The following is a 23248-nucleotide window of genomic DNA, read 5'->3' as shown; positions in this document are numbered from 1 at the left end:
ACACCATGAACGACAGTATTCAACGCACCAGCGTCGGCGATTTCCCGATCTCGCAGACCGTCACCGTACCGGCGTCCGCCAGCCTGGTTTTCGTCAGCGGGACCTTGCCGGACCTGGCTGATCCAACGGTTCCAGGGGTGTTTGGCAACACCGAAGCGCAGACGGTTTCGGTGTTCAACAAGCTGCGCCAGATCCTGCGCCAGCAAGACCTGGACCTGGGCGACATCGTGCAGTTGCGGGTGTTTCTGGTCGGCGCCGAAGAGACCGACGGCAAGCTGGATTTCGCCGGGTTGCAGCGCGGGTATACGCAGTTCTTCGGTACGCCGGAGCAGCCGAACAAACCGGCGCGTACGGCGTTGCAAGTCGTCGCGTTGCCCTTGCCTGGTGCGCTGGTGGAAGTCGAAGCCATCGCGGCCCGTACAGCCGATTAAAAACTGTGGGACATGGATATCTACACAAACATCAAAGGCTGAATCATCACTCTGTGGTGAGCGGGCACCTGGGGCTGCCGGTGCCGGTGAAGCGGCATACGGCGGCACGAAGTGTGGCGGCTTGAGGATTACCACCATTTCCAGCGGCCCTGTTGTTTCAGAGTCGCGATAACGCCCTTGCGTTTATGCCTGATTTCCAACATCTCTCGGCGCATTTGTCGCTGGCGTTTGCTGTTCAGGCATAGAAGCCCGATCAACGGACTTAGTAAGGCAAGGGTAAAAAGGAGGTGATCGGGGCTGTATAGAATTGTTGGCATTACGAGCAGCAAGTCGATGATGAACACACCAACCTGAAGCCACACCCATCGTGGATAACCGTGAAGGACCAAGCTCTGCGCGACGCCGAATAGCACACACGCAATCCCGCCTGTGATGAAGAACGCATCACGGGTCAGTTCATCGGATGCGTGGGCGAAGTAGGTGAGATTCATCAGCGTGGCGGTGCTGGCAATCGAAACGCACAAGGCTATTAAACCGCCAAACAACGCCAGTCTGTGACGAGCCCAAAGAGGACGAGGATCTATAAGGTAAAGGGGCTCCTGGCGGTTCTTCATTCGCTGAACTCTTCGTAGATACCGATGGCCAGCGTCTTGGTGTTTCCGGACATACCGCTGCTGGCGAGGCCCAGTGCTGCTGCAATGGAATCTTTGCGATGGGTCGCGATGATTGGTTTTATCTGTGTTGCTGGAATGCGTTTTGGCGCGTTACGTGCGGCTTGCTTGAGCTTGAGGAGCTTGGGTGTCAGGCGCGGGTCTTGGATTCGCAGGAGTTCATTCGTTAATTTTGCTCGTTCCTGTCGACTCAGCCCGCGCAATACTTCTCGTAGTGGTTTACCTGTGACGCGCTTGGACAGGTTGATTACTTTCACCGTCGTTACGGCAGAAGAGGCGACACCAAGTAAAGACACAGCATCCAAAGCTGCCATCATTCCTTCGTACCAAGCAGTACTGTCCAGGTCGTCATTCATCTGCGGATCCCAAACTTCGTTTACCGTTCGATAGACTCCGGCGGCGCACTGGAACAACCCCGCTACTGCTGCTGCAGTGCCAATGAATGAGATAACAACACTTGCGCCACCCGTAAAAGGCATCAAGGCGATTCCGCTGTAAATAACATGCCAACTCAACAGCGCCCCGGTACACGTCACCGCCGTCCTCAAGGCCTCCGCTGCCCATTCCGACTCCCGAGGCTCATGCTCCAACATCCGCTTGAACTCCACCGGCCCCATATACCTCGGCGCTTCCCGCAGCACCAGCTTGATCGGCTGCACCCGGCAAATCGCCTGGAACTCACGCAATACCACCACGTTGAAATCCCCATCGATATACACCACCCCCGCACCGATCAACGCCGGGTCGGCGTCTATGGCGAAGAACAATCGCCGCAGGTCGAGGCTGTTTTCAATGTGTTGGTGTGTGGTGCGGTGGGCTGACGGGAATCCATCCTTGAACAGGGCGACGGTCATTCCTTAACTCCTTTTTTGGGAGCTGAGAGAGTAAAGACGCTGCAACTGAGATGAATGTCGGAAGCTTCGCCATTTGCAGTCGGGCACTTCCTGAAGCGGTTTTGACGTCTTGTAAGCCCGCTCCCGATTGAGGAAAAGTGCGCCCCACGTCACTTGCGACGTACCACAGGACAAGGAGCCAACATGGCAGTCGATATGTTTTTGAAACTGGGCGATATCAAGGGCGAATCGCGGGACCAAGCTCATCGTGACGAGATCGACATCACCAACTGGGGCTGGGGTTTGTCGCAAACCGGCTCGATGCATTCCGGTACGGGAGGCGGCTCGGGCAAGGCCGACTTTGCCAACCTGAACCTGACCAAACCCCTGGATAAATCCAGCCCCAACCTGATGATGGCCTTCGCCACCGGCAAGCATTACCCCGAAGCCAAGTTGGTGGTGCGCAAGGCCGGTGGAGCCAGCCCTGTGGAGTACCTGGTGATCACCTTGAAGGAAGTCATGGTGGTGTCCTACAGCACCCGTGCTGAAACGGCCGATGATGTGTTGTACGACAGCATCGCGTTGAACTTCGCCACCGTCGACGTTAGCTATCAGCCGCAGAAGGCGGACGGCACCAAGGACGGCGGGGCTGTGAAGTTTGGCTGGAATATTCGGCAGAACGTCAAAGCTTGAGTAGGTGAGCCTCAGGGAGAGCGCTGTTGTTGTCGACAGCGCTGTTTCAATGGGTGCGGTAGAAAGATCACCACCATTTCCAGCGACCCTGTTGTTTCATAGTTGCGATGATGGTTTGGCGTTTGTGGCGCAGTTCGAGAGATTTGTGTCGTAGTTCGCGGCAGCGTTTGCTGTTGAGAATGAGCAGGCCGACAAGTGGGCAGAGCAGGGCCAGTGCGTACAGATAGGTGTTGGGGCGCCAGAAGATGGCAGGCAGGGAGACCAGCAGGCAGAGGATGTAGATCGCGACGTTTATCCAGACCCAGTGGATACGGCCGTAGAGCACTTCAATTTGCGCAATGGAAAACACCGCGCTTATCGCTACTCCACCAAAAAACCAATTACGCAACGTAGAAGCTTCTGGGGCTCCTGAAAGATAGGTAACCATTATCAGGACGCCAGTCAGGGCAATGCTAAAACACCCGGCAAGCATCCACCCTCCGATGACTGGCATGTAACGTTTGCGCCACGGTCGTGGATCTTCTATATAAAAAATAGAGTAGAAAAGATCCTTTCCACTCATCGTTTTCCAGTCAGGCAAGCTAACGCTGGTGTCATGGCCCAACTTCTCCAGAGCCTTTAGCGCTCTTTGCTTTTTCATTGATCGAACTCCTCGTAGAGACCGACAGTGAGCGTACGAACATTGCCTGACATCGCGCTGCTCATGAACCCTGAGGTCGCAGCCAATGAATCTCTTATGTGATTGATGGTGGCTTGTTTTATTTGTGCCGCACTGATGCGTTTGCTGGTGGTTCCTGCGGCTTGTTTTAGTTTAAGCAGTTTCGTTGTCAGTCGCGGGTCCTGGATTCTGAGCAGTGCATCATTCAGCTTTACTCTTTCTTGCCGGGTAAGTCCTCTCAACACTTGCTGAATGGGTTTTCCCGTTACTTTCGTACTTAGATTGATAGTTTTTACTGTCGTTAAGGCAGATGTAGCGACTCCCAGCAATGCGATGCCGTCCAGTACAGCGACTGCGGCTTGATACCAATCCTCGCTGTTGAGACGATCAATAGTCTGCGGGCTGAATGCTTCAACACTGGTTCTGCCTAATCCGATAAGACATTGCGCAGAGCTGGCCACAGCAGCTGCTTTGCCGACGAAGGAAATCACCACACTTGCCCCCGTAGTGAATGGCATAAACGCAACTCCGCTCCAGACCACTAGCCAACTCAGTATCGCCCCCGCACACGTCACCGCCGTATTCAACGCTTCACTCACCAACCTCGACTCCCGAGGCTCATGCTCCAACATCCGCTTGAACTCCACCGGCCCCACATACCTCGGCGCTTCCCGCAGCACCAGCTTGATCGGCTGCACCCTGCAAATCGCCTGGAACTCACGCAATACCACCACGTTGAAATCCCCATCGATATACACCACCCCCGCACCGATCAACGCCGGGTCGGCGTCTATGGCGAAGAACAATCGCCGCAGGTCGAGGCTGTTTTCAATGTGTTGGCGTGTGGTGCGGTGGGCTGATGGGAATCCATCCTTGAACAGGGCGGCGGTCATTCCTTAACTCCGGAGTGTGCGGGAGTCGAGAGGGTAATGATGTCGTGGAGAAAATTAATGTCGGACGTTTCGCCTTTTCGAGACGGCCACTTCTCGAACCGGTCTGACGGCTTACCGCCAAGTAAAGGGAGCGCCGTTGCGACGCTCCCTCGGTGGTTTACTCACCAAACCCGACAATGGCCTTGGTTTCCAGGTATTCCTCAAACCCATGGACGCCGTATTCCCGACCATTGCCCGAGCGCTTGTAGCCACCAAACGGCGCCATCGGGTTCCACGCGGGGTAGTTCAGGTGCACTTGCCCGGCGCGAATGCGCGATGCCACGGCACGTGCCTGTGTCAGGTCCTGGGCCTGGACGTGAGCGCCCAGTCCGTAGACCGTGTCGTTGGCGATGGCGACGGCTTCATCCAGCGTTTCATAGGCGATGATGCACAGCACTGGGCCGAATATTTCTTCCTGGGCGATGCGCATGGCGCTGTCCACTTCGGAGAAAACCGTCGGCCGGGTGTAGAAACCCTTGTCGAACCCCGCCACCCGTCCAGGCCCGCCGCACACCAGTTTGGCGCCCTCGTCGAGGCCGGCGTGGATCAGGGTCTGGACGCGATTGAATTGGGCTTCGTTGGCAATCGGGCCCAGTTGCGTATCTTGCGAATTCGGGTCGCCCACGATCAGTGCATTGGCGGTGGCCGCCGCCAGGGCTTCGACTTCGGCCAGGCGGTTTCTTGGCACGATCATGCGCGTCGGCGCGCTGCACGATTGGCCGACGTTGCGAAACGCCGACAGCACCCCCAGCGGCACGGCCTTGGCGAAGTCGGCGTCGGGTAGCAGCACGTTCGGAGACTTGCCGCCCAGCTCCTGGGTCACGCGCTTGACCGTAGGCGCCGCCGCCTGGGCCACCAGCGCGCCGGCGCGGTTGGAACCGGTGATTGAAATCATGTCGATATCCGCATGGGCCGCCATGGCAGCGCCCACCTCGGCACCGCTGCCGTTGACCAGGTTGAACACGCCCGGCGGCAGGCCCGCGTCGTGCACCAGTTGGGCAAACAGCAGGGCGCTCAACGGCGACAGTTCGCTGGGTTTCAGCACCACGGTGCAGCCGGCGGCGAGGGCGGGGGCGACTTTTGCGGTGATCTGATACAGCGGCCAGTTCCACGGTGTGATCAGGCCGCACACGCCGATGGGTTCGCGCTCGATGGCGGTGCCGCCTTCAACCGTCTGGAAGCGATAGCTGGACAGCAGGTCACGGGCGACCCGCACGTGCTCGGCCGCCAGCGGCACTTGCATCGCCCGGGCAAAACCAATGGCAGCGCCCATTTCCAGGGACAGCGCCTGGGCCAGTTGCTCTTGGCGCTCAAGGATCAGCGCGTGGATGTTCCCCAGCACCTGCGCTCTTGTTTCAGGCAGGGTCGTGGACCAACCGGCAAACGCAGCGCGTGCAGCGGCGACGGCGCGGTCGACATCCTCGGCCGACCCGCGCGCGACGTGGCCAACCACTTCCTCGGTGGCCGGGTTGACCACCGGCAGGCTGGCCGCAATGGCAGGGGGAAGCCAGCGCCCGTCGATGTAAAACTGCCGGGACGTGTGCGGGTCAATGCTGTAGCTGTTCGAAGGGTGTGTGGTCATCCAACTGGCTCCCTGGAGCGGTAATAGGCACTGCGAACAGCACGGCCCTGTGTCTGGATAAGCTAACAAAAGGCACCTGCCCTAAGATGCCGTTATTCAACGCTGCAAGGGATAATCTGCTGAATCTCGCGGGCTGGCTGTGCGACCTGACCGATTGCTTGCGTGACCCGTGCAAATTGGCTGATGCCGCCGTTGGGCTCCAGCGGCACCGGCTCGCCGAAGCGTTCGGATAAGCGGGCGGCCCAGGCGCCGGCGGTAATCAACAGTTGCTCTGCGACAAACAATTGCCCGTCGGCGACTTCGGTTTTTTCCTCGATTCGCGCCCCGAGGTGCTGGGCTTGTTGAGCAACGATGGCAGCGTCGCCCGGCGCTGGGCCGAGCAGGGCTTGGGGTTGGTGCTGCGTTCGCAGTGGGACGTCGGTGATGCCGTGGCCAGCGGCAGCCTGGTGCGCGTGTTGGCGGACTGGAGCTTTGACAGCGCACCGATCCTTCTGCTGGTGCCGTCGCGCAAGCTTCGCAGCCCGCGCGTACAGGCATTGGTGGCGTTTCTTGAGGACGCGCTGAAGGCCTGATCCGGGCCTTATTGGACGGCGTAGACCTTGCGCACATACACCGTGCTGGTCCAGGCGCACGGCGCGCCCTTGGCCACGAATACGGTATCGCCGGTATTGACCGTGACTTCGCCACCGTTGTTGTCCTGCAGGGTGACGCTGCCTTCGAGCAGGTGCATCAATTCATGCAGTTTGTGCGGGCGGCCATGGCGGGCGTAGGGGGTCGAGTCCCAGATGCCGATGCGCAACTCGGTCACGGCATCGTCGAACAGATTGAGGGCACGGCACTGTGGGGTAGGGCCGATCAGGATCTGCGGTTCCGGTGCCGCAGAAGGGTTGAGCAGGGTGTACCGGTCGAGCAGGGTCAGGCCCGGACACGTGGGGGAATCGGCCCGGTCGACCGCGCAGAACGCCCAGACGCTGCCGGCGCTCGCCCGCACGGTCAAGCGTGTGCCACGGCCGATCACCGCGCTGGTGCCGACGTCCAGTTCCAGTGTCTGGTCAGCGCTGCTGAGCACCACATGCCCGGCGTGCACCACCAGGGTTTCGCTGTGGGGGAAGTCTTCAATCACGGCTTCGCCGCTAAATGGCACCAGGCCTGCGGACACGCCGTCGTCGCCTCGCCAGGCGAGCTGGCGGAGGTCGCCGAACGGGTCCGGCGCGCTCAGGGCGCCCGTGTTGAAGGACGTGGCAACGCGGCTACCGTCGGCGCGCGCCAACAGCAGGATCTGGGGAGATGACATGAGGAGTGCTCCGGTAGAAAAGTCAGCCGATGGCCTGGGTGATCAGGGCAAAGGGGTATACGCCCTGGCTGGCCTGGGGCGGCGTGCCTTTGGCCATCTGCGCGACGGTGTCGATGTTCTTCAGACCGGCCTGTTCGAGCCAGTCGCTGAGGCCGCAGACGACGGGAATGTCGATGCGTACAAAGGCGTCCGGTACCTGAACGAGCAGGGTGGCGATCAGGTGCTTGGCCTGATCGATGGTTTCGGCGACCACCGGGCCGATGCAGCGTCCGCGCCCAAACGGTCGCAGCAGGGCGAAGCCGCGCAACTGACCGTCGCGCTCGATACCCACGGCGTCTTCTACCTGCAGGTCGCGCAGCACGCCACGCCGGTCCAGCCCGCTGGCGGCCTTGGCGAGCGCAAGCAGGGCAGTGTGGTCATCAGCATTCAGTGCACGACAGCTTTCGCCCTCGGCCAGGGTTGGCCGCTCGGGCACTTGCACCTGGCCCTGGTGTTGTTGCACGTGACCGAACTCGACAAAGCCTTGGCTGGCATACAGCGGCGCACCCGCGAGGGTCGCATTGAGCACCGGCGTGCGTGCCCCGCAAGCGGCAATGGCCTGTTCCATCAACCGGCGACCGATGCCCTGGCCCTGGTAGTCATTGCTGACGATCACCAGGCCAATGGTGGCGTAATCGCCCTGGGGGCAGGTGAACGCGCTGCCAATCAACCGCTCGCCGTCGATTACCACGAAGCCATCGCTGACCCGTTGCAACATCGCCCAGTCTTCCAGGCGGTGGGGCCATTTGAGTTGCACCGACAGGGCGTGGGCGGCTGGCAGGTCGGCCACGGTCATCGGGCGGTAGACATAAGCGGGGTGTGGCAGGGCGGACATGGCGAGCCTCCATAGAGCAGTGTGTGTGCGGTGTCAGGTTGCTTGTATCCCACCTGGGTTGGAGGCTGGCAAGGGGGCTGGAGATATTCGGTAGATTCCTTGGGCGGGGAGGGGGTTGGGCCACAGGTCGTACTTAATTCTTGTGGGGTGGCGGTAGTAAATGCCATGGGGTTCCGGTCATCGTGGTTGACGGGGCGATTCGAGATCAAAAGCAAGAGCGCGGCAGCTTTAGAGCCGACCGGGTTTTTAAGTCGAACTCGGTCCAAATGTGGGAGGGGGCTTGCCCCCGATAGCAGTGGTTCAGTTACAGATGCATCAACTGACACTCCCTCATCGGGGCATAGGTATCTACACAACTGCTTGCTTTTACGCTGTTGCTGTTGCTGTTGCTCTGGCTTTTGATCTTGATCTCAGGCGCCCCGTCAAACACGCTGGCCGAACGCAGGCTTGAATCCGTGGGTAACCCGGCAGGACGCCGGGTTAGCCGCCCTGCGCCAGGGATGGCGCATGGCGGCGGCCCACGGATTCAAGCCTGTGTTCGGGCACACCGAGCCTAAGCGAGGTGCCGAGTGTTGGGCGTGGCCTTTTGGTTACTTTTGTGCCTTTACAAAAGTGACACGCCGTAAGGGCGTAACCCTAAGTAGCCGTTACCGCAGAAACGGATATGTACTCGGTCAGATCCAACATCCTGGTCGGCTGTCAGGCCGCCATCGGGGGCAAGCCCCCTCCCACATTTTGATCTCCATACATCAGGCAGATAGTTCATAGCCTGCTTTGATCTGCGCTTTTGATTGTGATCTTGATCTCAGGCGCCCGTTAAACACGCTGGCCGCACGCAGGCTTGAATTCGTGGACCACACTTTCTGCCGCCCCCAACCCCCATCCCAAAGCCCCGCACCCCGCAAAGCCCCCTAAAAGCGCACAAACACAGGCCCCGCCCAAGCCTGGCACACACCGCAAACTCTGCTGAGCCCAACCCCCAAAACGGTGGTTTGTATTGAGCACAGCCTGTTTTAGACGGCATATGCTGATTTCACAGTGGTGTAATGAACCTGTGCTGCAACGAGGCCGACGCGCCGCCAGGGCAGTGAACCCTTGTCACACTCAACGAACTTCAGGACCGCACTCCATGAGCTTTCTTCGTCCCAAATTCATTACGTTCGACTGCTACGGCACGCTGACCAACTTCCATATGGGCACCATGACCCGCGAGCTGTTCGCCGACCGCATCAAACCCGAGCAGATGGACCAATTCGTCAAGGACTTCTCCGCCTACCGCCTCGACCAGGTCATGGGCGACTGGCGCCCCTATGACGAAATCCTCAAGACCGCCCTGGCCCGTACCTGCAAGCGTTGGGGCATCGACTACCGCGAAGAAGGCCAGCTCTATTACGACGCCGTACCCACCTGGGGCCCTCACGCCGATGTGCCGGCCGGTCTGTCGAAGATTGCCGACAAGATCCCCCTGGTGATTTTCTCCAATGCCAGCGACAGTCAGATCATGTCCAACGTCGACAAGCTCGGCGCGCCGTTTCACAAGGTGTTCACCGCCGAACAGGCTCAGGCCTACAAGCCACGCCTGGCGGCTTTCGAGTTCATGCTCGATAACCTCAACTGCGGTCCGGAAGACATCTTGCATGTGTCTTCGAGCTTCCGTTATGACCTGATGCCGGCCCATGACATGAAGATCAAGAACAAAGCGTTTGTTGCCCGGGGCCATGAAGTGCCGGGCAACGCGTTCTACGGCTATCAGCAGATCACCGATATCGGTGGGCTGCCGGCGCTGGTCGGCCTGTAACGCACACAAGGGGCAAGACATGGGCAGCGAATCCTATTGGCTCGACACCGCACCGGCGTTTACCGGCGCCCAGTTGGGTGACTTACCCAAGCAGGTCGATGTGGCTGTGGTCGGCGGCGGTTTCACCGGCCTTGCGGCGGCGCGGGCGTTGGCGCTCAAGGGCGCCAGCGTGGTGGTGCTGGACGCCGGACGGGTGATCGGCGAGGCCTCGGGGCGCAACGGTGGGCAGTGCAACACCGGCGTGGCCCAGGATTATGCCGGGCTGCACGCCAGCCTCGGTGCGGCCAAGGCGCGAGCCTATTACCAGGCCTACGAAAGTGCGGTGCAGAGCGTGGTATCGCTGGTCGAGCAGGAAGGAATCGCCTGCGACCTGGTGCGCAACGGCAAGCTCAAGCTGGCGGCCAAGCCTATGCATTACGAAGGCCTGGCCCGCACCTGTGAGCTGATCCGCCGCGAGGTGGATGCCGAGGTCGAGTTGCTCAATGCCGAACAGACCCGTGCTGAAGTCAGGTCGATGCAGTTCCATGGCGGCTTGCTGCAACGCAACGGCGTGCAGATGCATGTCGGTCGCTTCGGTGTCGGCTTGGCCGAAGCGGCGGCGCGGCGTGGGGCGATGATCCACGAGCACACCGAAGTCAGGGACTGGAAAGCCCAGGCCGGCGGTTATCAGGTCAACACCGCCAAGGGCTCGCTGCACGCCGGGCAAGTCCTGCTGGCGACCGGCGCCTGCCAGCACGGCGACCTGGGTTGGTACCGCCGGCGCATCGTGCCGGTAGGCAGTTTTGTCATCGCTACCGAAGTCTTGCCCCAGACGCTCATCGACCAGTTGCTGCCGCAACACCGGGCGTATGTGACCAGCCGCATGATCGGCAACTACTTTCGCCTGACCCCGGACAACCGCCTGCTGTTTGGCGGGCGTGCGCGGTTTGCGATGTCCGACAGCGTCTCCGACGCCAAGAGCGGCAAGGTGCTGCAAGCGGCGATGTTGAACATGTTCCCGCAGTTGGCGCACGTGAAGATCGACTACTGCTGGGGTGGCCTGGTGGACATGACGTCCGACCGCCTGCCCCGTGCCGGCCAGCATGGCGGCGTGTTCCATTCCATGGGCTACAGCGGCCATGGCGTGCAGATGTCGGTGCACATGGGCCAGGTGATGGCCGAGGTCATGGCCGGCAATGCCGCCGCCAACCCGTGGCGCGAACTGGAATGGCCGGCGATTCCCGGGCATTTCGGCAAGCCCTGGTTTTTGCCCTTTGTGGGCGCCTACTACCGCTTCCAGGACTATTTGCACTGAGTTGCCGTTGTTGCGTCACCGTCGTTTGCGTTTCCAGGACGCTCCGGACATCCGTGAGCACTCGATTCTTCCGATTATCGACAGGTAGCCTTGCTATGACTGACAACAAAAACACCCCCGACCTCATTTCCGGCCAGGACAGCCTGCGGATTTTCGAAGGTCTCAATCGTGGCATGTCGCGCCGCAACGCCCTGCAGATGCTCGGCGTGGCCGGTGTGGCCGCCGCCGGGGCGGGCAGCCTGTTCGGTGCCGCCGGCAAGCTGTTTGCCGATGAAGGCGCGGTGGACGGCAAGGGCAAGCCGGGCGGCAAGATCCGCGTGGCGGGTATGTCCAGTTCCACCGCCGACACCCTCGACCCGGCCAAGGGCGCGCTGTCCACCGACTACGTGCGCCATTTCATGTTCTACAACGGCCTGACCCGCTTCGATAAGCACCTGGTGCCGCAACTGGAGCTGGCCGAACGCATCGACAATGTCGACGCCACCCAGTGGACCATCACCCTGCGCAAGGACGTGACCTTCCACAACGGCAAGCCACTCACCGCCGCCGACGTGGTGTTCTCCCTGAGCCGCCAGAAAGACCCGATCACCGGTTCCAAGGTCATGGCCCTGTTGGAGCAGTTCACCGAGATCAAGGCCAGCGGGCCCAGCGAAGTGCAGATCCGCCTCAGTGCACCCAACGCCGAGTTGCCGTCGATCCTCGCCGTGTCGCACCTGCTGATCGTTCCCGAAGGCACCACCGACTTCAACAAAGGCATCGGCACCGGGCCGTTCACGGTCGGCGAGTTCAAGCCGGGCGTGCGTTCGATTGCGGTGCGCAACAAGAACTACTGGAAACCGGGCCTGCCGTACCTCGACGAGATCGAATTCATCGCCATCGGCGACGAGCCGTCGCGGGTCAACGCGCTGCTGTCCGGCGACGTGCACATGATCAACGAGGTCAACCCGCGCTCCACCACGCGCATCAAGGCCAGTGCCAAACACCGCGTCGTCGATGCGCCGTCGGGCAACTACACTGACTTGATCATCCGCCAGGACCAGATGCCCGGCAAAAGCCCGGAATTCACCCAGGCCATGAAACTGCTGCTGGACCGTGAACAGGTCAAGTCCGCAGTGTTCCGTGGCTTTGCGGTGGTGGGTAATGACCAGCCGATTGCGCCGGGTTCGCGTTACTTCAACACCGACCTGCCGCAGACGGTCTACGACCCGGAAAAAGCCAAGTTCCTGCTGAAAAAAGCCGGTATGGAAAGCATCACCATGCCGCTGATGGCGTCGCCCGCCGCGACCGGTTCGGTGGACATCGCCGTGTTGTTGCAGCAATCGGCGAAACAGGCCGGGCTCAAGCTCGACGTGAACCGCCTGCCCAGCGATGGCTACTGGTCCAACCACTGGATGAAGCACCCGTTGAGCTTCGGCAACATCAACCCACGGCCCAACGCCGACGTGATGTTCTCGCAGTTCTTCCAGTCCAAGGCGCCGTGGAACGAGTCCGGCTGGCAGAACGATCAGTTCGACCAATTGCTGATGCTGGCACGCGGCGAAACCGACGACGCCAAGCGCGCCAGGATGTACGCCGACATGCAGACCCTGGTGCATGACCACGCGGGTATCGGCATCCCGGTGTTCATCAGCAACATCGATGGCGTGGACCAGCGCATCAAGGGCTACGACAGCAATCCGCTGGGCGGCTTCATGGGCTACATGTTCGCCGAGCAGGTGTGGTTGGACGCTTGAGGAGGGCGGTGCGATGAACAGCAATACACTGTGGTTGATCGGCCGGCGCCTGGGCGCCGGGGTCGTGACCTTGTTGATCGTGTCCATGGTCGTGTTCGCGATCACGGCGGTACTGCCAGGGGACGCGGCGCAACAAGCCCTGGGCCAGTTCGCCACCCCGGAACAGGTGGCGGCGCTGCGCCTGCAACTGGGGTTGGACCAGCCCGGTGTGTTGCGTTACCTGCACTGGTTGATGAGCCTGCTCACCGGCGACATGGGCGTGTCGGTCTCCAACGCCATGCCGGTGGGTGAGCTGATGGCGGGCCGGGTGCCCAACACCTTGATGCTGGCGGGCGCCACGGCGCTGGTCTCGGTGCCGGTGGCACTGATACTCGGCATCGGTTCGGCGATGGGCCGGGGCGGGCGCATCGACAGTTGCCTGAGCTTCGTCACCCTGGCGATGGTCGCGGTGCCTGAATTTCTGGTGGCAACCCTGGCGGTCCTGATTTTCGCGGTCAACCTCGGTTGGCTGTCGGCACTCTCGTATGCCAGTGACATCAGCTCACCGCTGCAATTCATGCGCACCTATGCCTTGCCGGTGATGACGCTGTGCTGCGTGATCATCGCGCAAATGGCGCGCATGACCCGCGCCGCGGTGATCGACCAACTCGACAGCCCCTACGTGGAAATGGCCCGCCTCAAAGGCGTCAGTCCGATACGTATCGTGCTGCGCCATGCCTTGCCCAATGCCATCGGGCCGATTGCCAATGCCATCGCCCTGAGCCTGTCTTACCTGTTGGGCGGTGTGGTGATCGTCGAAACCATCTTTAACTACCCCGGCATCGCCAGCTTGATGGTCGATGCTGTAACCAACCGCGACATGGCGCTGGTGCAGGCGTGCACCATGTTGTTTTGCGCGGCCTACCTGGGCCTGGTGCTGCTCGCCGACCTGTGCGCGATCCTGTCCAATCCGAGGCTGAGAAACCAATGAATACGCTCATTGCGAAGTCCAAGCCCGTTTCCTCTGCCCTGGCGCTCGCCAAGGTCTCCAGTGGCCCGTCGTGGCTGGGGCTGGTGGGCGGCGTGGTGTGCGTCACCTGGCTGCTGGTGGCACTGCTGGGTCCGTGGCTTGCCCCCCATCCGGTGGGTGAGGTGGTGTCCGATAACATCTTTGAAGGCTTCAGCCTGGCGCACCCGTTCGGCACCGATTACCTGGGCCGCGACATGCTCAGCCGGGTGATGGTGGGCGCGCGGTTCACCGTCGGGCTGGCACTGGTGGCGGCATTGCTGGCCAGCACCTTGGGCACCGGGTGTGCGCTGTTGTCAGTGGTCTCGCCCAAGTGGCTGGACGAAATCATCAGCCGCATCATGGACGCCTTTATCTCGATCCCCAGCAAAATGCTGGCGTTGATCATGGTCTCGGCCTTTGGTTCATCGGTAACGCTGCTGATCTGTACGGCCGTGATCAGTTATATCCCCGGCTCGTTCCGCGTCGCCCGCAGCATGGCGGTCAACATCGAGGCCCTGGAGTATGTGCAGGTCGCGCGTACCCGTGGCGAGAGCCGGCTGTATGTGGCGTGCATGGAGATCCTGCCGAATATGCTCAACCCGGTATTGACTGACCTGGGCCTGCGTTTCGGCTACATCGTGCTGTTGCTCAGCGGCATGAGTTTCCTCGGCCTGGGCGTGCAACCGCCCGATGCCGACCTCGGCTCCCTGGTGCGGGAAAACATCGGCGGCCTCAGCCAGGGCGCGCTGGCCATCATCATTCCGGCGCTGGCCATCGGCACGCTGACCATCGGCGTGAATCTGCTGATCGACTATCTGTCGTCCCGACATAGTCGACGCTCGGGAGGCCATTGAAATGACCGAATTGATTCGCGTCGAAGACCTGCGCGTGGTCGCCTGTGGCGAGCGCGGCGAGGTGGAAATCGTCAAGGGCGTGAGCTTTGCCCTGCAAAAAGGTGAAGTGCTGGCGCTGATTGGCGAGTCCGGCTCGGGCAAGACCACCATCGCCCTGGCGTTGCTGGGGTATGCGCGGCGTGGCTGCCGGTTGTCCGGCGGAGTGGTGCAGGTCGGTGAACACGACATGCTCGCCCTCAGCGAAAAACAGCTGCAAGGCCTGCGCGGCAATCGCGTGTCCTATATCGCGCAAAGCGCGGCAGCGGCCTTTAACCCAGCGAAAAAGCTCATCGACCAAGTGGTGGAGGGCGCCCTGATCCACGGCCTCGGCACCCGCGCCGACTTGCAGGCCAAGGCCATCGGCCTGTTCCACGACCTTGCGCTGCCGGATCCCGAACACATCGGCCAGCGCTACCCGCACCAGGTCTCCGGCGGGCAACTGCAACGGGTGATGGCCGCAATGGCGCTGATCAGCGATCCGCTGCTGGTGGTGCTCGACGAGCCGACCACGGCGCTGGACGTGACCACCCAGATCGACGTGCTGCGCGCCTTCAAGCGCGTGGTGCGCGAGCGCGGCGCCACGGCGGTGTATGTGTCCCACGACCTGGCGGTGGTGGCGCAGATGGCCGACCAGATCGTGGTGCTCAACGGCGGCCAGATCCTCGAACAGAGCGCCACCGCGCCGCTGCTCCAGGCCCCGGCCCACGCCTATACCCGCAGCCTGCTGGCGGCGGCGCGGCCCGACACGACGATTCGTCCGCCTTGCGGGGTGGCTGAAGACGCGCCTTTGCTGACCATCAGCGGCCTCACCGCTGGCTACGGCAACAAGAACCTGCACGGCATGCCGGCGATCCGCGTGCTCGAAGACATCGACCTCACCGTGCGCCGTGGCCAGGCCATCGGTGTGATCGGCGAGTCGGGCTCGGGCAAGTCGACCCTGGCGCGGGTGGTCGCCGGGCTGTTGACCCCGGCCCTCGGCGGTCTGACCTTTGACGGACAACCCTTGGGCGCCAGCCTGTCCGCACGCACCCCGGAGCAATTTCGGCGGATCCAGATGGTGTTCCAGAACGCCGACACCGCGCTCAACCCGATGCACAGTGTGGCAACCATCCTCAGCCGACCGCTGAAGATGTACTTCGGCCTCAAAGGCGCCGCGTTGCAGGCGCGCATCGGCGAACTGCTCGACCTGGTGCGCCTGCCGCGTGACCTGGCCGAACGACGCCCCAACGAACTGTCCGGCGGGCAAAAACAGCGGGTCAACCTGGCCCGGGCGCTGGCGGCCAAACCGGATCTGATCCTGTGCGATGAAGTCACCTCGGCCCTCGACACCGTGGTCGGCGCGGCGATCCTCGAACTGCTGCGCGACCTGCGCCAGCAACTGGGCGTGTCCTACCTGTTTATCAGCCACGACATCTCCACCGTGCGGGCGCTGTGCGACGACATTGTGGTGATGTACAGCGGCCACAAGGTGCAGGCCGGCAGCCGCCAGTCGTTTGCCGAGGCACCGTTCCATCCCTACACCGACCTGTTGATCCACTCGGTGCCCGAGTTGCGCCAGGGTTGGCTGGAAAACTGTGGCACAACGTGCAGCGAGCTGCCGCCGATCGGCGCGCGGGCCAATGTGCCGGAACTGTGTACCTTCCTCAACCGCTGCCCGGTGCGGATCGACGGCCTGTGCAACCGCACCGCGCCGAACCGTCGCCACCTGGACAACGGCAGTGAAATCCTCTGCCATCACGACAGCGCTCAATTGCTGAACATCCAGCAGGGCGCCTCTACCATGATCTTGGGAGCTTATGCATGAACGGGCGTTTTGTGAGGCTGGCCGAACAGGGCCGGCCGACGGTCAGCCTGACCGTGGATGGTGCACCCATCGAAGCTTTGCAGGGCGATACCCTGATGGTCGCGCTGCTGACCCGGGGCACGGCCTTGCGCCAGTCCGAATTCGACAGCGGCCGCCGCGCCGGTTTCTGCCTGATGGGCGCCTGCCAGGACTGCTGGGTGTGGACCCGCTCGGGCGAACGCCTGCGTGCCTGTTCCAATGAAGTCCGTGACGGGCTGGACATTGTCACCACACAACCGGAGGCGACATGGCCACTGCACGGGTAGTCATTGTGGGTGCCGGACCTGCCGGCGTGCGTTGCGCCGAAACCCTGCTGGCCGCCGGTATCCGCCCGATTGTCATTGATGAAAACCGCCGCGACGGCGGGCAGATCTACCGTCGCCAGCCCCAGGGCTTCACCCGCGACTACGCCACCTTGTACGGCAGCGAAGCGGCCAAGGCGCAGGACCTGCACCAGAGTTTCGACCGCCTGCGCGACGCCATCGACTACCGCCCCGACACCCTGGTGTGGAACCTCACGCCGGGGCAATTGTGCTGCGTCAGCCAGGGCCGCCACAGCACCGTGGACTACGACGCGCTGATCCTCTGCACCGGCGCCACCGACCGCTTGATGCCCATCGATGGCTGGCAACTGGCGGGCACCTACAGCCTCGGCGGCGCGCAGATCGCGCTGAAAAACCAGGCCGTGTCCATCGGTCACCGCGTGGTGTTCATGGGCAGCGGGCCGCTGCTGTATCTGGTGGCAAGCCAGTATGTGAAAGCCGGTGCCACGGTGGCGGCGGTGCTGGATACCGCGCCGATAAGCCTGCGGATCAAGGCCTTGCCCAAGCTGCTGGCGCGGCCGGGATTGCTGTTCACCGGGATCAAATTGTTGGCGCAACTGTATCGGGCCAAGGTCGCGGTGCACGTGGGAATCAAGCCGCTGCAGGTGCTGGGCGATGCCGCCAATGGCGTGATGGGCGTGCGCTTCAGCACCGGCAACGGGCGGACCGAAACCGTGCAGGCCGATGCCGTGGCGCTGGGGTATCACCTGCGCCCGGAAACCCAGTTGGGCGACCTGGCCGGCTGCGCCATGGCTTTTGATCAGGCGTCGAGCCAGTGGTGGCTGGCCACCGACGACGCCGGGCGCACCTCGGTGAAAGGCGTGTATGCGGCCGGTGACGGCTCGAAAATCCGTGGCGCCGACGCCGCCGAGCACGCCGGACGCCTGGTGGCGTTGGCGCTGTTGGAGGATTTACAGCAACCGGTGGATAAGGTGCTGCGTGAGCAACAACAGCAGGCCCTGGCGGTGATGGACCAATTCCGTCTCGGCCTGGCCCAGGCGTTCCCGTGGCCCAGCGAACAGGCCAAGGCACTGCCGGACAGCGCCATTGTGTGCCGCTGCGAAATGATCAGCGCCGGCGAACTGCGTCGTACCGTGAACGAAAAGGGCGCCTGCGAAGTCAACCGTGCCAAGGCATTCAGCCGGGTCGGCATGGGCCGCTGCCAGGGCCGTTATTGCTCCCAGGCGGGCGCCGAAGTGATCGCGGCTGCGGCAGGCGTGCAGGTACAGGACGTCGGCCGCCAGCGCGGCCAGGCGCCGGTCAAACCGCTGTCGATGCTGAACACCGAGGAGGTGTCGCTATGAGTGTGCAAAAAGCCGATGTGGTGATTGTCGGCGGCGGCCTGATGGGCTCGGCGACCGCGTTTTTCCTGCGCCGTCGCGGGCAGTCGGTGATCCTGCTGGAGCGCGACCAGATCGGCCAGTACGCCAGCGGCGTCAACTTCGGCAACGTGCGCCGCCAAGGGCGTTTCCTCGGGCAACTGGCCTTGGCCAACCGCTCCTGGGCGCTGTGGAAACGCCTGCCGGAACTGATCGACGATGACCTGGAATTCATCCCCAGCGGGCATATGCGCGTGTGTTATCGCGAAGACGAAATCGCCGAGCTGCAAGCCTATGCCGCCGCGCCGGAAGCTGAACAGCTGGACCTGAAGATCTATCGCGGCGCCGAGTTGCGTCAGCGCTTCGGTTTCCTGGGCCCGGACGTGAAGGGCGGCTCCTACGCGCCCCACGACGGCCATGCCAACCCGCGCCTGGCGGCACCGGCCTTTGCCCGCGCCGCCATTCGCCTGGGCGCCCGGATTGAAGAGCGCACCGAAGTCGCCGAGGTGCAAAAACTCGGCGCAGATTTCCATATCACCACCACCGACGGCCGCCAGTTCCAGGCCGCGCAACTGCTGATCACGGCCGGCGCCTGGGGCCAGAAACTCTCGGCGCAGTTCGGCGAACCGGTGCCTCTGGACACCCACGGCCCGCAGATGGCGGTGACCGAACCGGTGCCCTACGCCTTGCCCACAGTGATCGGCGTGTACACCAAGATCCCCGAGGAAGTGATCTACTTCCGCCAGATCCCACGCGGCAATATCGTCATCGGCGGTGGTTATCGCAGCAAACCGGACATGCAAAACCGCCGCGCCTATGTGGAGCCGCGCAGTATCCTCAACCAGATCAGCCAGATGCGCCGCTTGCTGCCGGGGGTTGGCAACCTGAATATCATCCGCGTGTGGAGCGGCATCGAAGGCTACCTGCCGGACTCGCTGCCGGTGATGGGCCCCAGCGGCACCGTCGACGGGCTGTTCTATGCCTTTGGCTTTTGCGGCCATGGCTTCCAGCTCGGCCCCGGCGTCGGTGATGTGATGGCCGAACTGCTCGCCACCGGCAGTACCAGCACGCCGATTGCGCCGTTTTCCATCAGCCGTTTTGCCTTACCTGCCGAACAACGGAGCCAGGCCTCATGAAACCCCGCGTACTGGACATCCTGAAAACACTCATGGCCTTCGACACGGTGTCGTCCGAGTCGAACATGGCCCTCATCGAGTATGTGCGCGACCTGCTGCTGACCAAAGGCATCGAGTCGCTGATCGTCAAGGACGAGAGCGGCAAGAAGGCCAACCTGTTTGCCAGCACCGGGCCCAAGAACCAGCCTGGCGTGTTGCTCTCCGGGCACACCGACGTGGTGCCGGCGGCGGGGCAGGCGTGGACCTTTCCCGCGTTCGCGGCCACCGTGAAGGACGGGCGCATCTACGGGCGCGGCAGTTGTGACATGAAGGGTTTTATCGCGCTGGCCATCGACGCCATGCTCGATGCTGCCGAGCATCCCTTGAACCGCCCGCTGCAACTGGCCTTGTCCCATGACGAGGAGATCGGCTGCGTCGGCGTGCGGCGCTTGCTCGATGTGCTGCATCTGGCGCCGGTGCGACCGTTTCTGTGTGTGATCGGCGAGCCGACCAATATGCAGTTCGTGCTCGGGCACAAGGGCAAGGGTTCCTACCGCACCTACTGCCGTGGCCTGGAGGCGCATTCGTCGCTGGCGCCGCGTTCGGTCAATGCCATCCATGTGGCCTGCGACTTTATCGCCGCCCTGCGCGACAGCCAGCAGCAACTGCAACGCCATGGCGCCCAGGATACCGACTACGACGTGCCCTACAGCACCGTGCACGTGGGACAGATCGTCGGCGGTAAAGCGCTGAATATCGTGCCTAACCTGTGCACCCTGGATTTCGAAGTGCGCAACTTGCCCGCCGATGACCTGGATCAGTTTCTGGAGCAGATGCGCGAGCGCGCCGAAGTCATCGTGCGGGAGGCGCAGAAGCTGTCCAGCGTGGCGGCCATCGAGATTGAAACCGTCAACGTCTACCCAGGCCTGGATACCCATCCGAGTGTCGAAGCGGTGCGTTTTCTCAAGCAATTCGCCGCGCCGGACACCGGCACGTCCAAGGTCTCGTTCGGCACCGAGGGTGGCCTGTTCAAGCAGCGCCTGGACGTGCCGGTGGTGGTCTGCGGGCCGGGCTCCATCGAGCAGGCGCACAAGCCCGACGAGTTTATCGAGATCAGCCAGATGGACGCCGGCGAGCGCTTTTTGCAAGGATTGCTCGGCTCGTTGAAGGCCTAGCAGAGCCTGCCGTCCTGGGCGTAATTTCAGCACGGCACGCTGCTGTATCCGCGCTTTCGGCATCCTCGCCCGTGGCACCTCCCTAGACTGGAGCGTGTCTCGGATCAGGATCTCGACCATGCTCACCACCCGCTTGCAAGACCCCAGCCTGTTGGCTGAACTCGCCTATGTGGACGGCCAGTGGATCGCCGCCGACAGCGGTGCCACCCTGGACATCCACGACCCCGCCACCGGCCACCTGCTGGCACGGGTGCCCGCCATGGACGCGGTGGACACCCACCGCGCCATCGCCGCCGCCGAACGGGCCTGGCCCGCCTGGCGCGCACGCCCGGCCGCCGAACGGGCGGCGCTGCTGGAGCGCTGGTACCAGGCGATGCTCGACAACCTCGACGACCTTGCGCTGATCATGACCTGGGAACAGGGCAAGCCGCTTAACGAAGCCAAGGGCGAAGTGCGCTACGGCGCCGGGTTCGTCAAATGGTTCGCCGAGGAAGCGCGCCGGGTCTACGGTGAAACCATGCCGGCGCCCGGCGGCGATCGCCGTCTGCTGACGTTGAAGCAACCGGTGGGCGTGTGCGCCGCCATCACCCCATGGAATTTCCCCAACGCGATGATCACCCGCAAGTGCGCCCCGGCGTTGGCCGCCGGGTGCCCGATCATCGTCAAACCCTCGGACCTCACACCGCTTTCGGCGCTGGCCCTGGCGGTACTGGCCGAGCGCGTGGGCATCCCCGCTGGCGTCTTCAATGTGATCACTGGGCTGCCCGCCGGCATCGGCGAGGCCCTGACCGGCAGCCCGGTGGTGCGCAAGATTTCCTTCACCGGCTCCACCGCTGTCGGCCGCTTGCTGATGCGCCAGAGCGCCGAGCACATCAAGCGCCTGAGCCTGGAACTGGGCGGCAACGCCCCCTTTGTGGTGTTCGATGACGCCGACCTGGAACAGGCGGTTGCCGGGGTGATGATCAGCAAATTCCGCAACGCCGGGCAAACCTGCGTGTGCGCCAACCGCATCCTGGTGCAGAACGGTATCTACGCGCGTTTCGCCGCGCGTCTGGTGGAAGAGGTAAGCAAGCTCAAAGTCGGCAATGGGCTGGGAGACGGCGTGACCATCGGCCCGTTGATCAACCCGGCGGCGGTGAACAAAGTGGCGCGGCACATCGACGATGCCCTGAGCCAGGGCGCGACCCTGCTGTGCGGCGCTATCCCCACGGGCGACAGCCAGTTCGTGCAACCCACGGTACTCGGCAACTGCCACGCCGAGATGCTGCTGGCCAATGAAGAAACCTTCGGCCCGGTGGCGCCGCTGATGCGCTTTACTGACGAGGCCGAGGCGCTAGCCCTGGCGAATGCCACGCCCTATGGCCTCGGCGCCTACTATTTCACCCAGGATATGCAGCGTTCGTGGCGGTTCGGTGAGGCACTGGAGTTCGGCATGGTCGGGCTCAACACCGGGATCATTTCCATGGAAGTTGCGCCGTTCGGCGGCATCAAACAGTCGGGGCTGGGGCGTGAAGGCAGCAAATACGGGCTGGATGAGTACCTTGAGGTCAAGGCTTTCCACATTGGCGGGTTGAACTGAAAGGGGTATGCAGCATGACTAGAGCATTCAGAATCGCCGCGATTGCCGGCGACGGGATTGGCAAGGAAGTGTTGCCCGAAGGGCTGCGGGTATTGGAACAAGCGGCCAGAATCTGGGACTTGAACCTGAGCATCGACGTGCTCGACTGGGCCCACTGTGATTACTACCTGGAACACGGGCAGATGATGCCCGATGACTGGTTCGAACAGCTCAAGGGCTTCGACGCGATCTACTTCGGCGCGGTGGGCTGGCCGGATAAAGTCCCGGACCACATCTCGCTATGGGGCTCGCTGCTCAAGTTCCGCCGCGACTTCGACCAGTACGTCAACATCCGCCCGGTGCGGCTGTTCCCCGGCGTGCCGTGCCCGCTGGCCGGGCGTGAACCGGGGGACATCGACTTCGTGGTGATCCGTGAGAACACCGAGGGCGAGTATTCGTCGGTGGGCGGCAAGATGTTTGAAGGCACCGACCATGAATTCGTACTGCAGGAATCGGTGTTCACCCGGCGCGGTGTGGACCGCATCCTCAAGTTCGCCTTCGACCTGGCCCAGACCCGCCCGCGTAAAAAACTGACGGCGGCGACCAAGTCCAACGGGATTTCCATCAGCATGCCGTATTGGGACGAACGCACGGCGTTGATGGCGGCGAACTATCCCGAGGTGAGCTGGGACAAGCAGCACATCGATATTCTGTGTGCGCGGTTTGTGCTGCAGCCGGACCGGTTTGATGTGGTGGTGGCGTCGAATCTGTTTGGCGACATCCTGTCCGATTTGGGCCCCGCGTGTGCGGGGACGATTGGCATCGCGCCGTCGGCGAACCTGGATCCGGAGCGCCGGTTTCCGTCGTTGTTCGAGCCGGTGCATGGTTCGGCGCCGGATATTTATGGGCAGGGCATTGCGAATCCGATTGCGATGATCTGGTCGGGGGCGTTGATGCTGGATTTTCTGGGGAATGGCGATGCGCGGTATCGGGCGGCGCATGATGGGATTTTGCGGGCGATCGAAGAGGTGATTGCTTCCGGGGTGGTTACGCCGGATCTGGGGGGCGTTGGCTCGACTCGGGAGGTTGGGGTTGCGATTGCCGGGGGGCTGGTTGAATGAATACATATCCGTTGTTTGGGTAACGGCCAACCCGGCGTCCTCGGTTAAAAATGTGGGAGGGGGCAAGCCCCCTCCCACATTTGAATCTCCATTTTCAGGAAGATGTGATTCGGCTCTGGC

General features: G+C 62.4%; 21 protein-coding genes and 2 pseudogenes. 15 read left to right on the top strand and 8 right to left on the bottom strand.

Annotation, left to right across the window (positions count from 1 at the left end):
• The first annotated feature begins 5 nt into the window (after nucleotides 1-5).
• A complete protein-coding gene (locus AB3G88_RS17105) occupies nucleotides 6-431 on the top strand; it encodes a RidA family protein (protein ID WP_480450868.1) in 426 nt (141 codons plus the stop codon).
• Nucleotides 432-559: 128 nt separating this feature from the next.
• Here AB3G88_RS17105 and AB3G88_RS17100 read toward each other — a convergent pair whose 3' ends face one another.
• The gene (locus AB3G88_RS17100; protein ID WP_256592885.1) at nucleotides 560-1045 is read right to left on the bottom strand and encodes a hypothetical protein; all 486 of its coding nucleotides are present in this window, start codon (nucleotides 1043-1045) and stop codon (nucleotides 560-562) included.
• Complete coding sequence (locus AB3G88_RS17095) at nucleotides 1042-1956, bottom strand: Ssp4 family T6SS effector (RefSeq protein ID WP_480450865.1); 915 nt, start codon at nucleotides 1954-1956, stop codon at nucleotides 1042-1044. Before AB3G88_RS17095 ends, AB3G88_RS17100 begins: the two co-directional genes overlap by 4 nt.
• Before the next feature lie 183 nt (nucleotides 1957-2139).
• Here AB3G88_RS17095 and AB3G88_RS17090 point away from each other — a divergent pair, with 183 nt between their 5' ends.
• Nucleotides 2140-2628, top strand: a complete 489-nt coding sequence (locus AB3G88_RS17090; protein WP_480450862.1) for an Hcp family type VI secretion system effector — start codon at nucleotides 2140-2142, stop codon at nucleotides 2626-2628.
• Nucleotides 2629-2695: 67 nt separating this feature from the next.
• Here the strand turns inward: AB3G88_RS17090 and AB3G88_RS17085 are convergent, their stop codons facing one another.
• The 4 genes and pseudogenes from AB3G88_RS17085 to AB3G88_RS17070 form a co-directional block, all read right to left on the bottom strand.
• The gene (locus tag AB3G88_RS17085; RefSeq protein WP_480450861.1) at nucleotides 2696-3268 is read right to left on the bottom strand and encodes a hypothetical protein; all 573 of its coding nucleotides are present in this window, start codon (nucleotides 3266-3268) and stop codon (nucleotides 2696-2698) included.
• Nucleotides 3265-4179, bottom strand: coding sequence for an Ssp4 family T6SS effector (locus AB3G88_RS17080; RefSeq protein ID WP_480450858.1), 915 nt, complete (start codon nucleotides 4177-4179; stop codon nucleotides 3265-3267). Before AB3G88_RS17080 ends, AB3G88_RS17085 begins: the two co-directional genes overlap by 4 nt.
• A gap of 157 nt (nucleotides 4180-4336) precedes the next feature.
• Entirely contained in the window at nucleotides 4337-5800 is a 1464-nt protein-coding gene (locus AB3G88_RS17075; protein ID WP_480450856.1) for an aldehyde dehydrogenase family protein, read from the bottom strand.
• Nucleotides 5801-5988: 188 nt separating this feature from the next.
• Nucleotides 5989-6198, bottom strand: a pseudogene (locus AB3G88_RS17070) (sarcosine oxidase subunit beta); the annotation flags it as partial.
• On the opposite strand from AB3G88_RS17070, the pseudogene AB3G88_RS17065 reads away from it, so the two are divergent.
• Nucleotides 6139-6372, top strand: a pseudogene (locus tag AB3G88_RS17065) (LysR substrate-binding domain-containing protein); the annotation flags it as partial. The pseudogenes AB3G88_RS17070 and AB3G88_RS17065 sit on opposite strands and share 60 nt — an antisense overlap.
• Nucleotides 6373-6380: 8 nt before the next feature.
• On the opposite strand, the gene AB3G88_RS17060 reads toward AB3G88_RS17065, so the two are convergent.
• Nucleotides 6381-7094 carry a cupin domain-containing protein gene (locus AB3G88_RS17060; protein ID WP_480450854.1) on the bottom strand — a complete coding sequence of 238 codons (714 nt, stop codon included), beginning with the start codon at nucleotides 7092-7094 and terminating at the stop codon, nucleotides 6381-6383.
• Between the two features lie 22 nt (nucleotides 7095-7116).
• Nucleotides 7117-7968 carry a GNAT family N-acetyltransferase gene (locus AB3G88_RS17055; RefSeq protein WP_480450852.1) on the bottom strand — a complete coding sequence of 284 codons (852 nt, stop codon included), beginning with the start codon at nucleotides 7966-7968 and terminating at the stop codon, nucleotides 7117-7119.
• A 1129-nt stretch (nucleotides 7969-9097) separates the two neighbouring features.
• On the opposite strand from AB3G88_RS17055, the gene AB3G88_RS17050 reads away from it, so the two are divergent.
• From AB3G88_RS17050 to AB3G88_RS16995, 12 genes are all read left to right on the top strand, one after another.
• Nucleotides 9098-9766, top strand: coding sequence for a haloacid dehalogenase type II (locus AB3G88_RS17050; protein WP_099586560.1), 669 nt, complete (start codon nucleotides 9098-9100; stop codon nucleotides 9764-9766).
• A 19-nt stretch (nucleotides 9767-9785) separates the two neighbouring features.
• The gene (locus AB3G88_RS17045; RefSeq protein ID WP_099586561.1) at nucleotides 9786-11060 is read left to right on the top strand and encodes an NAD(P)/FAD-dependent oxidoreductase; all 1275 of its coding nucleotides are present in this window, start codon (nucleotides 9786-9788) and stop codon (nucleotides 11058-11060) included.
• A gap of 95 nt (nucleotides 11061-11155) precedes the next feature.
• On the top strand, nucleotides 11156-12793 hold the full coding sequence (locus tag AB3G88_RS17040; protein WP_480450849.1) for an ABC transporter substrate-binding protein: 1638 nt from the start codon (nucleotides 11156-11158) through the stop codon (nucleotides 12791-12793).
• Nucleotides 12794-12806: 13 nt separating this feature from the next.
• Nucleotides 12807-13763: an ABC transporter permease gene (locus AB3G88_RS17035; protein ID WP_099586563.1), complete on the top strand. Its 957-nt coding sequence runs from the start codon at nucleotides 12807-12809 to the stop codon at nucleotides 13761-13763.
• Nucleotides 13760-14635, top strand: a complete 876-nt coding sequence (locus AB3G88_RS17030; protein ID WP_480450846.1) for an ABC transporter permease — start codon at nucleotides 13760-13762, stop codon at nucleotides 14633-14635. The genes AB3G88_RS17035 and AB3G88_RS17030 overlap by 4 nt, the downstream gene beginning before the upstream one ends.
• A 1-nt stretch (nucleotide 14636) precedes the next feature.
• Entirely contained in the window at nucleotides 14637-16478 is a 1842-nt protein-coding gene (locus AB3G88_RS17025) for an ABC transporter ATP-binding protein (protein ID WP_480450844.1), read from the top strand.
• Nucleotides 16475-16783: a (2Fe-2S)-binding protein gene (locus AB3G88_RS17020; protein WP_099586566.1), complete on the top strand. Its 309-nt coding sequence runs from the start codon at nucleotides 16475-16477 to the stop codon at nucleotides 16781-16783. The genes AB3G88_RS17025 and AB3G88_RS17020 overlap by 4 nt, the downstream gene beginning before the upstream one ends.
• Entirely contained in the window at nucleotides 16765-18144 is a 1380-nt protein-coding gene (locus tag AB3G88_RS17015; protein ID WP_480450842.1) for an FAD/NAD(P)-dependent oxidoreductase, read from the top strand. The genes AB3G88_RS17020 and AB3G88_RS17015 overlap by 19 nt, the downstream gene beginning before the upstream one ends.
• On the top strand, nucleotides 18141-19295 hold the full coding sequence (locus AB3G88_RS17010; protein WP_112196059.1) for an NAD(P)/FAD-dependent oxidoreductase: 1155 nt from the start codon (nucleotides 18141-18143) through the stop codon (nucleotides 19293-19295). The genes AB3G88_RS17015 and AB3G88_RS17010 overlap by 4 nt, the downstream gene beginning before the upstream one ends.
• Nucleotides 19292-20449, top strand: coding sequence for an acetylornithine deacetylase (gene argE / locus AB3G88_RS17005; protein ID WP_480450839.1), 1158 nt, complete (start codon nucleotides 19292-19294; stop codon nucleotides 20447-20449). Before AB3G88_RS17010 ends, argE begins: the two co-directional genes overlap by 4 nt.
• A 118-nt stretch (nucleotides 20450-20567) precedes the next feature.
• Nucleotides 20568-22028 carry an NAD-dependent succinate-semialdehyde dehydrogenase gene (locus AB3G88_RS17000; RefSeq protein ID WP_480450837.1) on the top strand — a complete coding sequence of 487 codons (1461 nt, stop codon included), beginning with the start codon at nucleotides 20568-20570 and terminating at the stop codon, nucleotides 22026-22028.
• Nucleotides 22029-22042: 14 nt separating this feature from the next.
• Complete coding sequence (locus tag AB3G88_RS16995) at nucleotides 22043-23128, top strand: tartrate dehydrogenase (protein WP_480450835.1); 1086 nt, start codon at nucleotides 22043-22045, stop codon at nucleotides 23126-23128.
• Nucleotides 23129-23248: the final 120 nt, after the last annotated feature.

The sequence above is a fragment of the Pseudomonas arvensis genome (genome assembly GCF_056688935.1).
This window is presented reverse-complemented; position numbering and strand designations above follow the sequence as displayed.

Coding starts and splice junctions, on each gene's coding strand:
- AB3G88_RS17105 (WP_480450868.1), top strand. CDS start 6: ATGAACGACAGTATTCAACGCACCAGCGTCGGCGATTTCCCGATCTCG.
- AB3G88_RS17100 (WP_256592885.1), bottom strand. CDS start 1,045: ATGAAGAACCGCCAGGAGCCCCTTTACCTTATAGATCCTCGTCCTCTT.
- AB3G88_RS17095 (WP_480450865.1), bottom strand. CDS start 1,956: ATGACCGTCGCCCTGTTCAAGGATGGATTCCCGTCAGCCCACCGCACC.
- AB3G88_RS17090 (WP_480450862.1), top strand. CDS start 2,140: ATGGCAGTCGATATGTTTTTGAAACTGGGCGATATCAAGGGCGAATCG.
- AB3G88_RS17085 (WP_480450861.1), bottom strand. CDS start 3,268: ATGAAAAAGCAAAGAGCGCTAAAGGCTCTGGAGAAGTTGGGCCATGAC.
- AB3G88_RS17080 (WP_480450858.1), bottom strand. CDS start 4,179: ATGACCGCCGCCCTGTTCAAGGATGGATTCCCATCAGCCCACCGCACC.
- AB3G88_RS17075 (WP_480450856.1), bottom strand. CDS start 5,800: ATGACCACACACCCTTCGAACAGCTACAGCATTGACCCGCACACGTCC.
- AB3G88_RS17060 (WP_480450854.1), bottom strand. CDS start 7,094: ATGTCATCTCCCCAGATCCTGCTGTTGGCGCGCGCCGACGGTAGCCGC.
- AB3G88_RS17055 (WP_480450852.1), bottom strand. CDS start 7,968: ATGTCCGCCCTGCCACACCCCGCTTATGTCTACCGCCCGATGACCGTG.
- AB3G88_RS17050 (WP_099586560.1), top strand. CDS start 9,098: ATGAGCTTTCTTCGTCCCAAATTCATTACGTTCGACTGCTACGGCACG.
- AB3G88_RS17045 (WP_099586561.1), top strand. CDS start 9,786: ATGGGCAGCGAATCCTATTGGCTCGACACCGCACCGGCGTTTACCGGC.
- AB3G88_RS17040 (WP_480450849.1), top strand. CDS start 11,156: ATGACTGACAACAAAAACACCCCCGACCTCATTTCCGGCCAGGACAGC.
- AB3G88_RS17035 (WP_099586563.1), top strand. CDS start 12,807: ATGAACAGCAATACACTGTGGTTGATCGGCCGGCGCCTGGGCGCCGGG.
- AB3G88_RS17030 (WP_480450846.1), top strand. CDS start 13,760: ATGAATACGCTCATTGCGAAGTCCAAGCCCGTTTCCTCTGCCCTGGCG.
- AB3G88_RS17025 (WP_480450844.1), top strand. CDS start 14,637: ATGACCGAATTGATTCGCGTCGAAGACCTGCGCGTGGTCGCCTGTGGC.
- AB3G88_RS17020 (WP_099586566.1), top strand. CDS start 16,475: ATGAACGGGCGTTTTGTGAGGCTGGCCGAACAGGGCCGGCCGACGGTC.
- AB3G88_RS17015 (WP_480450842.1), top strand. CDS start 16,765: ATGGCCACTGCACGGGTAGTCATTGTGGGTGCCGGACCTGCCGGCGTG.
- AB3G88_RS17010 (WP_112196059.1), top strand. CDS start 18,141: ATGAGTGTGCAAAAAGCCGATGTGGTGATTGTCGGCGGCGGCCTGATG.
- argE (WP_480450839.1), top strand. CDS start 19,292: ATGAAACCCCGCGTACTGGACATCCTGAAAACACTCATGGCCTTCGAC.
- AB3G88_RS17000 (WP_480450837.1), top strand. CDS start 20,568: ATGCTCACCACCCGCTTGCAAGACCCCAGCCTGTTGGCTGAACTCGCC.
- AB3G88_RS16995 (WP_480450835.1), top strand. CDS start 22,043: ATGACTAGAGCATTCAGAATCGCCGCGATTGCCGGCGACGGGATTGGC.